Here is a 14,654-nt window from a genome sequence, read left to right as displayed (position 1 = left end):
CTGCAACGGTCCCTGCGTCTGGCCGGGCCGGGTCCTCACGGCCCTCGCACTCCCACGCCTCGGGGAGGCCCGCCACCCGGGCGAGGGCGTGACGCGCGCGGACACGCGGTCGGCGTGGCCGCGCGCGAGGCCGCACTCCCCGGCGCGCTCCCGGGGGGCACACGCGACGCCCCGGCGCGGGATCAGCGCAGGGACGGGAAAGCCGTGGCCAGGTCTCGGGCGCCCTCACGCACACCGCGGACGGCGATCGCCCGGGTGGCCGGAAGCCGGCCCAGCAGAGAGCTGGTCAGACACGCGTTCTCCGGGCGGGAGGCGTACCGGGTGGTCGCCCGTGGCACGGGCACGACCAGGTGCGGTGGCGCCCCCAGTGTCTCCGCGACGGTCGACGCCCACCCGGCACGGCTCACCCGGTCCGGCCCACCCAGGTGGAGGACCGCGGGAAGAGGCGCCTCGGCGTGCAGGACGGCCGCCGTCACCGCCGCGACATCGTCCACCAGCACCGGTGTCGTCCACTGGTCCTCCGGCACCGTGAGGGTCTCACCGCGCAGCAACCGGTGCGCGCACGCGGCGAAGAAGTTGAGCCACTTGGCGGCCCGCGCCGGTTCATGGCCGTAGACGAGGCTGACCCGCAGCACCACGGCGTTCGCGGCCGTGCCGAGCACGATCTCCTCCGCGCGCAGCTTCGCGCGGCCGTACGCGTTGGCCGGACGGACCGGGGCGTCCTCGCCGTTGTCGGAGCGGGACCCGTCGAAGACGTTGTCGGTGGAGATCATCACCAGCCTCGCCCCACCGGCGAGCGCGGCGAAGTGGGCGGCCGCCGCGGTGTGCGCCGAGACGGCCAGGGCCGGGTGCTCCTCGCACCAGGTGACGTCGGACGGACCGTGCACGAGGACGACGCGCCGCGGCCTCAGCCTGGCCATGAGCCGGCCGCACGCCTCGGGCTCGGTGGCGTCCAGGGCGTGCCAACCCACACCCCGGACGGCCGGGAGGTGTCCCGGGCGGTGGCGCGAGGCGAGGGTGACGGAGTCGCCCCGCGCGGCCAGCCGCCGCGCGACGGCCGTGCCGACGAAGCCGCTGCCGACGACGAGCGTGCCCCCGGCGCTCATCGCGCGCCCGCCCGGGACAACCGGTCGGTCAGCAGCCTGCCGACGCCGATCAGACCGTGGTCGTCGTCCGGTCTGCCGAGCGACACCATGGCATCGACGGCGTCCACGTCGAGGCCGAAGCATCCGAGCCTCACCAGTTCGCCCACCAGCAGCTCCCGGTAGCGTTCGCCGATCGCCAGTGCGAAGCCGCCCATCACGACGTACCGGCACACACCGATGGAGGTGAAGACGGCCGTCATCGCCTGCGCGAGGTGGGTGAGCGTGCCGCGCAGCACCTGCGTGGTGAACGCGTCCCCCTCCCGCACCGCCGCCGCGATCGCCGGGTTGTCCACGTCGGCAGCCCGGCCACCGCAGCGCGCGGCCAGCCCGGACCGGGCGAAGCCCGCCGGGTCGGCGCCCGCCGCACGGCGGACCGCGGCGAGCACCCCCCGCCCCGAGGCGATGGCACCGAGGTGGCCGCGCCCACCGCAGTCGCACAGCGGCGCCCCGGGGGAGGGGTCGCACACCCAGTGCCCGAGTTCGCCCCCGTGCCCGTCCGCGTCCAGCAGCACCTCACCGCCCCGGAACACCTTGTTGCCTATGCCGGAACTCACGGTGATCAGACAGAACGGCTCGGTCTCCGTCGCCGCGTAGCGCCACGCGGCGGCGGTCAGGTCGTTGACGACCACGACCGGTACCCCGATCCGCTCCGTCAGGAGCTCTCCCAGCGGCAGCGGGTCGCCGCGCCGCCCCCACACCGTGGGAGCGGCCAGGACGAGACCGCCGGCCGAGATGGGACCGGCGAAGGCCACGCCGACGGCACGCGGCGCCGTACGCGGGGTGTGCCGGCCGGCCTCGTGGACGATCTGCTCCACGACGCGGTGCTGAAGGACGGCCACGGAGTCCCGCGGATGACGGGCCATGCCCTCGACCGGTATCCGCCGCACGCGGGTGAGGGAGGCGGTGGCCGGGTCGTAACTGCCGGTGCGCAGCGTCGTGCCCCCCACGTCGAGCACGGTGAACACGTCGCCGGACGCTTCCCGGTCACCGCGGGGCGCGGTGCCGGCCGGGCCGTGCACCGGGGGACCGCCCGCCGGGGCGACGGCGGCGAGGCGGTCAGACTGCGGGACGGTCATGGAGCTCCTCCTCGAAGACCAGGAGCCACAGGTCGCCGGTCGAGTCGTTGACGAGGCCGTGCTCGCCGTACGGACGGTTGACGACGACGTCCCCCGTGTTGACGCGGAACTCCGTTCCGTCCCGGTACATCAGGCCGCTGCCGTTGAGCACGATGTACGTCTCACGGTCGCGGCCGTGCCGGTGGCGCCCTATGGAGGTACCGGGCGGCAGCACGGCGATGTCGATGAACTCCGCTCCGGCACTTCCCTCCGCCCGGGAGAACACGCGGTGGGCGAGGATCGTGCCCAGCCCGCCGTGGTCGTGCTCCTTGCCCCGCAGGAGCGCGCCGAGGTTCAGCACGTCTCGGGCGGTCACGAGGTGCGCCCGTCCCGCGCCAGCGCGTCCAGGGCGGCCCGCAGCAGGTCGGCGGGCACGTCCTCCAACCGCTCCACGAAGTCCGCCTTGCCGATGCCGGTCGGCACCACGAGGTGCAGCTGGCGTCCCCGCCGCTGCCAGGACGCCTGCAGGGCCTGTGTCATCAGCTCCGGCGTGCAGGTGGCCGGGTCGAACACGGGAAGGCCGATACGGCGCAGCAGGGACACCACGCGCGCGCAGCTCTCCGCGTCGACGAGCCCCAGCAGCCTGGCCAGGTGCGCCGACAGCGCCATGTCCACGGCGACCGCCTCGCCGTGTTCGAGGCGGTGGCCGCCGGCCGTCTCGATCACGGGGCTGAAGGTGTGGCCGAAGTCGACGAGCCGGGCGAGGTCGTGCTCACGGAGGTTGGGGCACAGCTCCTCCATCATCAGCCGCATGGAGGTGCGCACCACATAGGTCTCCAGCGCGCCGTCGGAGGTGCGCAGGAACGCGTCCGGGTGCTCCTCCAGCGTCTGGAACAGATCGGAGTCGAGGATCACGGCCATCTTCACGATCTCCGCCAGGCCGCAGCGGACCTCCCGGGCCGGCAGGGTGGCCAGCAGGGCGGGGTCGTTGATCGAGGCGTGTGCGGGGTGGTAGGCCCCGAACATGTTCTTCGTGTCCAGGGCGTTGACACCGGTCTTGACCCCCACGCCCACGTCCACCTGCCCCACCAGGGTGGTGTTGACCTTGATGTAGCGGATGCCGCGGGCGTACATCGAGGCCGCGAAGCCCACGATGTCCGCGACGATCCCGCCGCCCACGGCGAGCATCACCCCGTGGCGGTCCAGGCCGGTCGCCTTGGCGACGGCACACACCTCCTCCGCCGACGCGAGCGTCTTGTTCCGTTCCCCGCCGGCGATGGTGTGCACGCTCCAACCGCCCGGCTCCAGGTGGGCGTCGAGGTAGGCGCGCAGTCGGTCACCGTAGAGCCGGTTCACCGTGGGACCGACGAAGGCGACCACACGGCGCCCCGCCACGTAGCCGGCGAGGAGCGGGTTGTGGGGGTCGAACACTCCGTCGGTGACGTCCACGCGGTACTGCGTGCCGTCCGGTGCCAGCAGGTCGAAGCCTCCGGAGTCCTCACGGACTCCCTCAAGCTGAGCAAGAGCCTGGCCTGACATCTCTCTCCTCGATCTTCGTTCCGTGCGGTTCGCCGTCGGTGAACACGCGGGCGACGGCCTGTACATGGGGGTGACCGGGCAGATCCTCGAGCGGCACCGGCCGACCGAGCCGGTCCGCCACCGGCAGCCTCCAGTTGGGGTGCACCCGCGCCGTGCCGGGAAGGTTCTGGGGTCTGCGGTCACCGGTGGCGTCCGGCAGCCAGACTCCGAGCAGCGTCGACGGTGTGCGGGTCAGGAAACGGTGCAGGGCGACGACCTCACCGTCGGCGTCGGGCAGCAGGTCCAGCCGGCGCAGTTCCCCCAGCCAGCCGTCCCGCTCGGCCGCGGCCTGCGCCTTCTCCTGCGGTTCCGGGCGGGTCAGCAGTCCCAGCCGGGCCCGCAGATCGACGTGTTCGCCGCTCAGCCAGGCCGCGGTCGTCGGCAGGTCGTGCGTGGTCAGTGTGGCCAGGCAGTTCCTGCGCCACTGCCGCGCCGGCAGCGGACCGTGCCGCCCCTCGGACCCGCCGAGGTACTCGAAGCGCTGCACCGAGGTGCCGAGCACGCCGCGCGCGGCCAGCTCCTCGCGGACACCGTGCTCCACCGTGCCGAGGTCCTCGCCGATCACCGCCACCCCGGCGCGGTGCGCCTCCAGGAGCAGGACGCCGAGCATCGCCTCGGCGTCGTAGCGGACGTAGGTCCCCTCGGACGGAGACCGGCCCTCGGGCACCCACCACAGCCGGAACAGCCCCATGACGTGGTCGACGCGCAGGGCACCCGCGTGCCGCATGCCGGCGCGCAGCAGCCCGGCCAGCGGCCGGTACCCCTCGGCGGCCAGCGCGTCGGGCCGCCAGGGCGGCTGGCCCCAGTCCTGTCCGAGGGGGTTGAAGTCGTCCGGGGGAGCACCGACGCTCATCCCACCGGCCAGGCAGTGCTGGAGCGTCCAGGCGTCGGCCCCCTCGGGTGCGACCCCCACCGCGAGGTCGTGCACCAGGCCGATGCCCATGCCCGCGCTCTTCGCCGCGCGCTGGGCGGTGGCGAGCTGCTCGTCGGTGATCCACGCCAGCCAGCGGTGGAACGCGACGGCTTCCGCCAGTTCCTCGCGCGCCTCGGACACCCGCGGCGACCGCGGGTCGCGCAGCCCCTCGGGCCAGGACCGCCAGGCGCCGCCGTGCACCTCGGCCAGCGCGCACCAGGTGGCGAAGTCCGTCAGGTCCTCGCCCTCACGGACGACGAACGCCTCCAGGGCCGCACGGCGTCCCGGGGGCGGCGGCACCTCGTACACGCGGCGCAGCGCCTCGTGCTTGAGGGCGCGCACCGTCTCCCGGTCGATCAGCGTCTCGCCGCGCAGCACCCGTTCGTTGAGGGCCCGGGCCCGGGCGGCGCAGGAGTCCACCGCGCGGCGGGCCTCCCCGTCCAGGTACCGGTACTCCGGCACCTCCTCCACCCGGACGTGCATCGGGTCCGCGAACCGCCGCGAACTCGGCCGGTACGGTGACGGATCGGGCAGCGGACCCGGCTCCACCGCGTGCAGCGGACCCAACTGGACGAATCCGGCGCCCAGCGCCTGGCCGGACCAGGAGGCCAGCTCCGCGAGGTCGGCCAGGTCGCCCATGCCCCAGGACCGGCGGGAGAGCACCGAGTAGAGCTGGATCAGGAAGCCCCAATCGCGCCGCTCGGGCACCGGGATGCGCTCGGGCACCGCCAGCAGCGGTGCCGTCTCCCGCCGCCGGCCGGCGACGGCGTGCAGGACGTGCGCTCCGGGTGGCAGAGGCGCCGCGGGACCGCTCTCGCCGCCGCCCTCCAGGACGACGCGGGCCTCGGCGCCGGGCGGCAGCCGCAGCCGTACGGCCGATCCGGCACGGGTGACCACGCACGCCGGAAGCAGCCTGTCCGTGTCCGCCGCGTGCCGGGCGGCGAGGGCCTGCCGGGCGGCCTGAGGGGTGCTCGCGTCCACGCCGCACGATGCCAGGACCGCGACCAGGGTGTCCGCGGCGACGGTGACCTTCTCGCCGCGGTCGGTGACGTACTCGGTGCTCACCGCGTGCGCGCGGGCCAGTTCCCGCAGCGCGGCGTCGGGTGCGGTGACCCGGGTCACGTCCCGGCCTCCACCGGCGCGAAGAGGCGCTCGAGGACGGAGGCGACACCGTCCTCGTCGTTGCCGGGGGCCACCTCGTCGGCCATGGCCCGCAGGTCGTGGTGGGCGCCCGCGACCGCCACGCCGTGGGCGGCCCAGGCCAGCAGCGGGATGTCGTTGGGCATGTCGCCGAAGGCCACGGTGTCGGCGCCGGTGAAGCCCAGCAGTTCGGCGGCCCGGGCGACGCCGGTGCCCTTGTCGGTGCCCGCCGGCAGGACCTCCACCATGCCCTTGACCGAGTGCACGACGGTCACCTCGCCGCCCGTCAGCCGACGGGTGACGGCGGCCAGCCGGTCCTCGTCGACGTCCGGGTGGTGCAGGATCAGCTTGTCGATGGGGTCGGCCCACAGCAGGGCCCGGTCGGTGGTCACGTCCCAGCCGTGGCGGACCCGTTCCCCGAAGCCGGGGGTGACCTTGAAGCGGCTCTCCGGCGGCGAGGTGACGATGCCGAGCTCGACCCGGCCCAGTTCCGCCTCGACCTTCTCGACGACGCCGTGGGCGAGGTCGCGGTCCAGGGCCAGCGAGGAGAGCAGGCGGTCGGCACCGGCGTCGTACAGTTGCGCGCCCTGGCCGCAGACGGCCAGACCCCGGTAGCCGAGGGTGTTCAGGAGGTGTTTGCAGGCCACCGCCGGGCGTCCGGTGACCACCAGGTGGTGGGCGCCGGACGCGGTCACCCGGTCCAGAGCCCGGCGGGTGCGTGCGGACACCGTCAGGTCGCTGCGCAGCAACGTGCCGTCCAGGTCGGTCGCCACCAGCCGGTACGCGGGTGTGCGGGTCGGCGCGGTGTCCCAGACCACGCGCCCGGAGCGCAGGGTCACCATGGCCACCGCATGGCTGCCGACGGGCGGTCCGTCCAGCGTCCCGGTGAACACGCCGTCGCCGTCGGTGGCGAGCGGACGCAGTACGGCGCCGCCCGGGGCGGGAGCCGGTTCGTCGAAGGTGAGGGCCTCGGTGACCGACACCGGCGAGGGGCGTGGCGGCGGGGCCGGCCGGCCCAGGGGGCCCGGTCCGCCGCGCCCTGCGGCCGAGGGCGCCGACGCGGCGGACGCCGCCGCCCCGCCGCCCAGGCCGGCGGTGGCCGCGGCGGGGACGGAGTCCGTCGCGGCCGTGTCGGGACCGGCGCAGGCCAGGGCGGGGGACGCCTCGACCACCCACTCGCCCCGGTCCGCCACGGGGGGTGCCTCGACCACCATCTCGACCCGGTCCGCCCCGGAATGCGTGTACCGCACGTGCCAGGTGCCGTCCGGACCGGCGACGAGGCGGAAGCGGTCCGCCGACCGGGCGTGCAGGTCCGGCCGGCCCGCCCACCGGGCCAGTTCGGCGCAGCGGGCGAAGTCCCCCCGGTCGTGGGCCGACGCGAACAGCCGGTCCCAGGTGTCCGGTCCGAGATCCTCGATGCCGCACCCGAGGGCCCGGGCGAGGGCGGCGGCGTCCCCGCGACGCGTCGCCGCGCGGGCGATCAGGTCGCGGTGCCCGGCGTGGACGGTGCGGGGCAGCGCGTCCAGCCAGCCCCGCTCCACCAGTTCGGCGACCGGGGACTGCGCGCGCTCGCCGCGCAGCAATCGGTCGTAGGCCGCCAGGCGCAGGTCCGCGCTGCGGGCCCAGGTGAACGAGCGGGCCAGACGGCGGGCGTTGCCCGACAGCCGGGCGTAGGTGTCCGGTGCCGTGCGGAAGACCGCCACGGCCTGGCGTATTCGCTCCGCGAGGGCACGGGCCAGCCCCGGGTCGTCGTCGCGGAAGGAACCGGGCACCGAGAACCCGGTCGCGGCCGGGTCCTCCAGCGGCCGCTGGTGCCCGAAGTGGGAGGTCACCCGCTGGGCCGTGGCGACCGGCACCGCACCGCAGGCCATCGCCTCGGCCTGGGCGATGAGGAAACCGTCCAGTTCGAACTTGGAGGGATACACGCAGAAGTCGGCGCTCGCCGCCTGCGCGAACAGGGTGTCCTCGTCGGCGAGCCGCCAGTCCAGGTGGAGTTGGCCCGGATACCGGGCGGCGAGCCGCTCGAACGCGGCGTTCGGGATTGCCGCCGGAGCGTCACCACCGCCCCCGGTCGAGCAGCGGACCACGAAACCGACCTCCGGATCGGCGGCCAGCACCTCCTCCACGGCCCGCATCAGTTCGAGCTGTCCCTTGTGGTGCACCGCGTAGCGGGCGGCGTGGTAGAAGACCGGACCGGACACCGTCAGGCCGAGCGACCGGCGTACCGCGGCCCGGTCCACCGCGTCCGGATCGCGCGCCAGCCAGCTGTCCGCGATGCCGCAGCCGCCGGCCAGCAACCGGTCCGGCCGTTCGCGCAGCCGACGGGCCACGGGCAGTGACTGGAACAGGGCTTCGAACGGTGTGTCCTGCCAGGTGACGTAGTGGTCGCGCTGACCGGGGGACACGAAGTCGATCAGGTCCGCGCCGGCGACGACCAGCGGGAACACGCCGACGTGGTCCGGGCCGTACTCGACGTGCATCCGGGTGCCGGCCAGCAACCGGGCCATGGTGGCCTCGGGGGAGTCCTCGGCGGGCGCCGGCCCGTCCAGGGCGTCGAGGTCCGGGACCCGTGCCCCGAACAGCTCCAGCAGCCGTTCCACCTGCGGCCGGTACACCTTCTGCGTGACGGGGGAGTTCGCGGCGACCGTACTGACCGTCCGGTAGCGGTCGCCGTCGGCGAGGACCGCGGGCAGCAGGTAGTGGTAGTAGGGCTCGAAGCCGTGCACGACCGCGGGGCCGTCCGCCAGCCACCGCTGGAGGAACCGCAGACCGCCGACCTGGAAGACCAGCGGCTTGACGTACGCCAGGTCCCGGCCCTCGAAGGCCGGGGGCGGGTAGAGCCGGTCCGGCAGCAGGTCCAGGAAGGCGTCGGACAGCAGGTACACGTCCACACCGTCCAGGCGCAGCAGGTGCGCGCGGGTGACGAGACGCAGGTCCGTCCCGGCGGGCCGGCCCGGCCACACCTTGGGGTCGAGCACCAGCGGCACCGTGTGCTCGTCGCGGTAGTCGAGCTCCCGTACGTCGAACCGCTCCCGCAGCGTCTCCAGGTGACCGTGCGCGGGGGTGACCAGCGAGACGCGGTGGCCGCGTGCGGCGTACTCGCGGGAGAGGTTCCACACGAGCGGGGACAGCCCGCCGCGCATCAGCCGGTTGTCGAAACCGCCGCACTCGAAGGAGAAGGTGATGATGTGCACCTGGGGCGCTCCTTCACTCACCCGCGCCGGCCCGGGCGCTGGCCGCGCGCAGACCGGGCAGGTCGATGAACTCGGTGTGGGTGCCGGCGGCACCGCAGGCGAAGGCCCCCGACACCGATCCGGCCAGGACGCACTCCTCCACCGGCCGCCCCTCGAGGTGGGCGTGGAGGAAGGCGGTGACGAAGGCGTCGCCCGCGCCGTTGCTGTCGACGACCGGCCGCTCCGGCCGTACCGCGGGGAAGTGGCGCACCTTCGCCTCGCCCCGCACCAGCAGGTGGCAGCCGTCCGCTCCGTCGGTGGCCACCACGAAGCGGGCCCGGCCCTCGTCGACGATGCCGTGCAGGACCTCGTCGAGCCGGTCGTGGACGGACGCGGCGCTCATGAAGACGTAGTCGGAGGCGAGGGCGTAGGTGCGGTGGTGGGGGTTGACCCCGTCCCAGTCGTGCAGGTCGGTCGAGCTGGTCACCCCGAGCCGGTGGACGTCCTCGTACAGGTCGCGGTTGTGTCCGACGATGGACAGGTGGACGTGGCGCGTCCGCTCCAGGTGGGGCAGGTAGAAGGCGCGGGGCAGCCGGAGATCCTGCGGGTGCCGGGAGTCGTAGAAGGAGAAGCGGCGGCCCTGCGCGTCGACCAGGTTGACGCCGCGGGGGGTGCCGTGCGGGGACACCAGGTGGCTGAAGTCGAGGCCCCGCTCGGCGTAGGCGTCGAGCACCGCCCGGCCCTGCGGGTCGTCGCCGAGGAAGTCGATGAACTTCGTGGCGAGGCCGAGCGCGTGCCAGCCGAGCGCGACGCCGTTGCCGGTGTGCGCGACGTAGTCGCGCACCGGGGGCACGTGCAGCGAGTCGCCGGGCGGGATCCGGAGGGCGTCGACGCGGACGACGGTGTCCACTCCGGCACCGCCGACCACCAGGACGTCGTAAGAGGGCAGGCTCATGTACGGGTTCCTTCCGTGACGGCAGCGGGGTCCTCGACCCGCTGCACATGTCCGTTCTCCAGGACCACCGCCGACTCGATGACCTGACCGGGGCGGACGGTGGCGCCGGGCAGCAGCACGCTGCGCCGGACCCTCGCGTCCGCGCCGACGGTGACGCCCGGGAAGAGCACGCTGTGCTCCACCCGGCCTTCGTTGACGAGGTCCGCCGGAACCAACGAGGCGACCACGCCCGGGGAGTCGGCCACCCAGCCGCGGTCCACCTCGGGCCGCACGGTCCGGGGCATCCGTTCGACGGGGAGTCCGGCCCGGGGCCCGGCGGCCGCGAGCATGAGATGGGCCCGGTGGTAGCGCTCGACGGTGCCGATGTCCGCCCAGTGCCCGACGACCCGGTGGCCGCGGATGTCCTCGCCGCCCGCGAGCATCGCCGGGATGACGTCCCGGCTGATGTCGTGCTGCCAGTCGGTGCCGTCGAGCTTCTCCAGGTAGCGGTGCAGCACCGCGGCGTCGAAGACGCAGAAGGCGGCGAAGACCAGGTCGCTGGTCGGTTCGGCGGGCTTCTCCACGAACTCCGTGAGCCGGCCGGCACCGTCGAAGCGGACCATCCCGAACAGGTGGACCCAGCGTCGCTCGATCCGCTGGTAGGCGATGGTCAGTGCGGCGCCGGAGGCCCGGTGCTCCGCGACCAGCGGCCCGTAGTCGAAGCGGTAGACGTGGTCGGCGTGCAGGACCAGCACCTGTTCGCGGCCACCGCCGAAGACGTGTCCGGCCTTGCGGATCAGGGCGTCCGCGGTGCCGCGCTCGGCCGGCCAGGTGCGTTCGGGCAGCTCGCGGGGGAGCCCGCCCTCCGCGGCCCGGTAGGCGTCGTCGTACGGCCCGAAGTGGACCCGGAAGCCGGTGTCCCGGTTCCACACCTGGTGCAGGTCGTCCATCAGCCGGCGCTCCTCGTACTGGGACAGCAGCAGAACCTCCCCCAGTCCCGAGGCGCGCGCGTTGGCGAGGCTGAAGTCGATCAGGCGGCAGACGCCGCCGTACGGGACGAGCGGCTTGAGGCGTCCCGTGCCCAGCGGACCCATGCGCCGCCCCTCGCCGCCCGCCAGCAGGACCGCGCGCACCCCTGCCCGCTCAGCCATGACGGGCCTCGTCCCAGGTGACCCGCCCGGAGGCCAGCGTCAGCAGCAGCCGGGCCCCCGGCGTGGGCGGGGGCCCCTCGAAGGCGCCGGCCCCGGTGCGGCGCAGCTCCCGCACCTCGGGCAGCGCCCGCGCCGCGGTGCCGCGCGGGGCCGGGGTCACCAGCTCCACCCGCTCGGCGTGCGGCAGCCGGTACACCAGCGTGCCGTCGCCGGTGACCGAGCACCGCTCGCGCAGGCCGCGCACCTCCTCGGTGGTCACGGCGGTGGGGAAACGGTCCACGACCCGCTCGCAGGTCGCGAAGTCGGCCCGCTCCCACGCCGCGAGGAAGAACCGCCGGGCGACCGAGGGGTCGACGGGCGCGCGGCGCGCGTACGCCGCCAGGTCGCCGTGGGCCAGCGTCGCCTCCTCGGTGATCTCCTCGTCCTTCAGCAGGTCGAACCAGCCGTTCCGCAGGGCCCGTTCGGCGGGCAGCGCGGCCGGCTCGCCGTCCCACAGGCGGCCGAACGCGGCGAGGTGCAGGTCCGCGCAGTGCTCCCAGGTGAACTGCCGGGCGACCTCCGCCGCGCGGTGGGACAACAGGCGGTAGCGGGCCGGGTCCTCGGACCAGAGTGTGACCGCTTCACGGACGCGCTCGACCAGCGCGGTGGTGAGCAGCGGGTCGTCCTCGGCGAAGGACCGGTTGACGGCGAGTCCGGTGGTCTCCGGCTCGGGCCGGGCGTGCAGGAAGTGCGCCATGCCCTCCTGCGCCGTCGCGATGGGCACGGCCCCGCAGGCCATCGCCTCGCCCTGGGCGATGAGGAAGGTGTCCATCTCGAACTTGGAGGGGAAGAGGCAGAAGTCGGCGGCCGACGCGTACTCGAACACCCGCCGCTCGTCCACCCGCTCCGACTCCAGGTGCAGCCGGCCCCGGTGCCGTTCGGCGACCTCGCGGAAGCAGGGGTCGTCGAGCGGTGCGCCGGAGATGCAGCGCACGACGAAGTTCGCGGCGAGGCCGTCGCTCAGCACCCGGTCGACGGCGCGCACCAGCTCCAACTGGCCCTTGTGGTGCAGGGCGTAGCGCGCGTTGTGGAAGAAGGTCGGCAGCGCGGGGTCCAGCCCCAGGCCCTCGAGCACCGCCGTCCGGTCCACCTCCCGCGGGTCCCAGGCGAGCCACTGGTCGGATATCGCGCAGCCTCCGACGAACATCTTGTGCGCGTTCTCCTTCACGGCCTTGGCCAGGGGCAGGCGCGCGAAGAGGGTCTCGAAGGGGGTGTCCCGGAAGGAGGCGTAGAAGTCGAGCTGGCCGGGCGAGAGGAAGTCGATCAGATCGGCGTTCTCCAGGACCAGCCGGTACAGGGCCACGTGGTCCGGCGGGTACTCGTAGTGCAGGTGCGTCAGTTGCTGGTACTGGGACACCGCTTCGAGTTCCGGCTCGGCCGGCGGGCGGTCCTGCGGGAGGTCGGCCTCGGCGCCCAGGAGTGCGAGGAGCCGGCGGACCTCGGGTGCGTAGACCTTCTTCGTGATCGGCATGTTGCTCTGCACCGTGCTGACGACGACTTTGCGCGGGTCGTCGCGCAGCGCGGCCGGCAGCAGGTAGTGGTAGTAGGGCTCGTGCGCGTGGACCAGTGCCTTCTCCGCGCCGAACCAGTGGCGCAGGAAGCGCACGCTGTCCACCTGGAAGACCAGCGGTTTGAAGAAGACCAGGTCGCGGCCCTTGGCGGAGTAGGGCGGGTAGAAGGTGTCCGGGAGCCGGTCCAGGTAGTCGTTGGAGAGGAAGTACAGGTCCACGTCGTCGAGGCGGATGCGGTGCGCGGTGGTGCGCAGGGGCAGGTGGACCTCGGCGGGCAGGTCGTGCCACACGTCCGGGTCCAGGACCAGCGGCAGGAGGTACTCGTCCGCGTAGTCGAGGTCCTCCACCTCGTATCTGCCGCGCAGGTCGTCCAGCCTGCCGTGCGCGGGGGTCACGACGGAGACCCGGTGGCCGCGCGCGGCGAACGCCCGGGACAGGTTCCACAGGTACACCGAGGTGCCGCCCTGCAGGAAGGTGTGGTCGAAGCCGCAGCATTCGAAGTAGGTCTCGATGATGTGCATACGGGGCGCGGTCACGTTCACGTCCTTGCTGGAATGGTCGGGGCCGGGGTACGGGCGCCGAGCGCGAGGGCGTGGCGCAGGTCGATCGCGGCGTGGTAGGGACGGGCGTGCTCGACGTTGTAGGCGAGTTCGTGCAGCAGCCGGCCCAGGTACAGCAGGCGCCGCAGCGGGTCGCTCGCCGTTCGGCCGAGGAGCAGCCCGAGGACCTGCGCCCGCCAGACGTCGGCGGCGTGGAAGACCAGGCGCAGCGCGGCGCGTGGCCCGGGTGCCCGGTCGCCGGCGCCGTCCAGCGCGCCCCGCATGGTCTCCGAGGAGTCGAGGCCGAGGCGCCGCGCGCTCTCGAAGGCGGCCTCGTCGGCGGCGAAGTACTCCAGGGCGCGCTGCACGGCGACGAAGTCCTGCACCGGGGACTGCGCGGCCCATCCCACCTCGTCGGGGCCCAGGGCGGGGGTGGACATGTCGATCACGTTCATCGACCAGCCTCCGTCGTCCCGCTCCCGGCACAGCAGGTGGGACAGGTGCAGGTCGCCGTGGCAGGGCCCGGAGGGGAACCCCGCCGGAGCCGCGTCGAAGGCGCTCCGCAGCGCGGCGGTCTCCTGCCGAAGGGCCGTGAAGGCGGCGGCGCGCGGGGCCGTGGGGAGGGCGATGTCCGCAGAGGCCAGTTCGGCCGCCCGGGCGGTGGCGCGGGCCAGTACCTCCCGCACCGGGTACGGCGGTACGGGACGGCCGCCGAGTCGGCCGGCCAGGTCGCGGTGGAAGCCGGTCAGGAAGCGCCCGGCGTCGCGCAGGTTCCCGGCCAGGGGGCGCAGATGGGCCCGCACGACGGCTTCGAGATCGCCGGGCACGTGTCCGCCGGTCACCTTCGGCCACAGTGACCGCATGCTCCGCCTCAGCGGCAGGTCGATCCCGTCACCCGGTGCGTACCGGTAGAACACGCCCAACGGGCGGTGGGTGCCGTCGGCGGGGTCGACGTAGGTGTAGTCGCCGGCCCAGTCGGGGGTGCGGCCGGTGTCGTTCATCAGCCGTAGGAGCTCCGGTTCGCGGACGGTCTCGTCCAGCCGCCGGTAGGTCTTGTGGACGTAGGCCGTCCCGTCGTTCTCCACCAGTGACAGGACGTTGGAGGACCAGCCCCGCTCGAACGGCAGCGGGCGCACCGAGCGCGCCGTGTGTCCCGCGCCGCGAAAGCGCACCCAGCCGCCGCGGGCCGTGGGCACATGGCGGTCGGTGCCGATCGCGTCCAGCGCGGCGGCGTCGAACTCCGCGCTGCCGTGCGCCTCTTCGGCACCGGCCCCCGCCGGTCCCGGCCGGACCGGCACGAAGTAGCGTCGCCCGGACGCGGGCCCGCCGACGCCGGCCACGATCAGCAGCCGGGCAGCGGTGCCGAGGTCCGCATGGTCGACACACTCGAAGCGGTCGGCCCGCCGTCCCTCCTCGGGCATCCACGGGGCCGTGCGCAGCAGGGGGCCGAGATCGTCGTTTCGTATCATGCCCGAC

General features: G+C 74.1%; 10 protein-coding genes. All 10 read right to left on the bottom strand.

The window, feature by feature from the left end; translation table 11 throughout:
* Positions 1-182 precede the first annotated feature (182 nt).
* Genes RM812_RS12990 through RM812_RS12945 form a run of 10 tightly spaced genes read right to left on the bottom strand, consistent with a single transcriptional unit; the run spans position 183 to position 14,647 of the window.
* The gene (locus RM812_RS12990; RefSeq protein ID WP_311572643.1) at positions 183-1,106 is read right to left on the bottom strand and encodes an SDR family oxidoreductase; all 924 of its coding nucleotides are present in this window, start codon (positions 1,104-1,106) and stop codon (positions 183-185) included.
* On the bottom strand, positions 1,103-2,221 hold the full coding sequence (locus RM812_RS12985; protein ID WP_311572642.1) for an ROK family protein: 1,119 nt from the start codon (positions 2,219-2,221) through the stop codon (positions 1,103-1,105). Before RM812_RS12985 ends, RM812_RS12990 begins: the two co-directional genes overlap by 4 nt.
* Positions 2,202-2,576 carry a cupin domain-containing protein gene (locus RM812_RS12980; RefSeq protein WP_311572641.1) on the bottom strand — a complete coding sequence of 125 codons (375 nt, stop codon included), beginning with the start codon at positions 2,574-2,576 and terminating at the stop codon, positions 2,202-2,204. The genes RM812_RS12985 and RM812_RS12980 overlap by 20 nt, the downstream gene beginning before the upstream one ends.
* Positions 2,573-3,739 carry a sedoheptulose 7-phosphate cyclase gene (locus RM812_RS12975; RefSeq protein ID WP_311572640.1) on the bottom strand — a complete coding sequence of 389 codons (1,167 nt, stop codon included), beginning with the start codon at positions 3,737-3,739 and terminating at the stop codon, positions 2,573-2,575. The genes RM812_RS12980 and RM812_RS12975 overlap by 4 nt, the downstream gene beginning before the upstream one ends.
* The gene (gene malQ / locus RM812_RS12970) at positions 3,711-5,813 is read right to left on the bottom strand and encodes a 4-alpha-glucanotransferase (RefSeq protein WP_311572639.1); all 2,103 of its coding nucleotides are present in this window, start codon (positions 5,811-5,813) and stop codon (positions 3,711-3,713) included. Before malQ ends, RM812_RS12975 begins: the two co-directional genes overlap by 29 nt.
* Positions 5,810-9,025 (bottom strand): HAD-IIB family hydrolase, encoded by a 3,216-nt coding sequence (locus RM812_RS12965; RefSeq protein WP_311572638.1) that lies wholly within the window; start codon positions 9,023-9,025, stop codon positions 5,810-5,812. The genes malQ and RM812_RS12965 overlap by 4 nt, the downstream gene beginning before the upstream one ends.
* 13 nt (positions 9,026-9,038) lie before the next feature.
* On the bottom strand, positions 9,039-9,959 hold the full coding sequence (locus RM812_RS12960; protein WP_311572637.1) for a carbohydrate kinase family protein: 921 nt from the start codon (positions 9,957-9,959) through the stop codon (positions 9,039-9,041).
* On the bottom strand, positions 9,956-11,089 hold the full coding sequence (locus tag RM812_RS12955) for a sugar phosphate nucleotidyltransferase (protein ID WP_311572636.1): 1,134 nt from the start codon (positions 11,087-11,089) through the stop codon (positions 9,956-9,958). The genes RM812_RS12960 and RM812_RS12955 overlap by 4 nt, the downstream gene beginning before the upstream one ends.
* Positions 11,082-13,175 carry a glycosyltransferase gene (locus RM812_RS12950; RefSeq protein ID WP_311572635.1) on the bottom strand — a complete coding sequence of 698 codons (2,094 nt, stop codon included), beginning with the start codon at positions 13,173-13,175 and terminating at the stop codon, positions 11,082-11,084. Before RM812_RS12950 ends, RM812_RS12955 begins: the two co-directional genes overlap by 8 nt.
* 2 nt (positions 13,176-13,177) lie before the next feature.
* On the bottom strand, positions 13,178-14,647 hold the full coding sequence (locus RM812_RS12945) for a phosphotransferase (RefSeq protein WP_311572634.1): 1,470 nt from the start codon (positions 14,645-14,647) through the stop codon (positions 13,178-13,180).
* Between the last annotated feature and the right edge of the window lie 7 nt (positions 14,648-14,654).

Source organism: Streptomyces lancefieldiae (assembly GCF_031845825.1).
Taxonomy (GTDB): Bacteria; Actinomycetota; Actinomycetes; order Streptomycetales; family Streptomycetaceae; genus Streptomyces; species Streptomyces lancefieldiae.
Note: the sequence above shows the minus strand (reverse complement) of the source record. Positions and strands in the feature narration are given on the sequence as shown.

Bases quoted from the DNA above. Each gene is read 5' to 3' on its own strand.
- RM812_RS12975 (WP_311572640.1), bottom strand. From the start codon at position 3,739: ATGTCAGGCCAGGCTCTTGCTCAGCTTGAGGGAGTCCGTGAGGACTCC.
- RM812_RS12945 (WP_311572634.1), bottom strand. From the start codon at position 14,647: ATGATACGAAACGACGATCTCGGCCCCCTGCTGCGCACGGCCCCGTGG.
- RM812_RS12990 (WP_311572643.1), bottom strand. From the start codon at position 1,106: ATGAGCGCCGGGGGCACGCTCGTCGTCGGCAGCGGCTTCGTCGGCACG.
- RM812_RS12955 (WP_311572636.1), bottom strand. From the start codon at position 11,089: ATGGCTGAGCGGGCAGGGGTGCGCGCGGTCCTGCTGGCGGGCGGCGAG.
- RM812_RS12985 (WP_311572642.1), bottom strand. From the start codon at position 2,221: ATGACCGTCCCGCAGTCTGACCGCCTCGCCGCCGTCGCCCCGGCGGGC.
- RM812_RS12960 (WP_311572637.1), bottom strand. From the start codon at position 9,959: ATGAGCCTGCCCTCTTACGACGTCCTGGTGGTCGGCGGTGCCGGAGTG.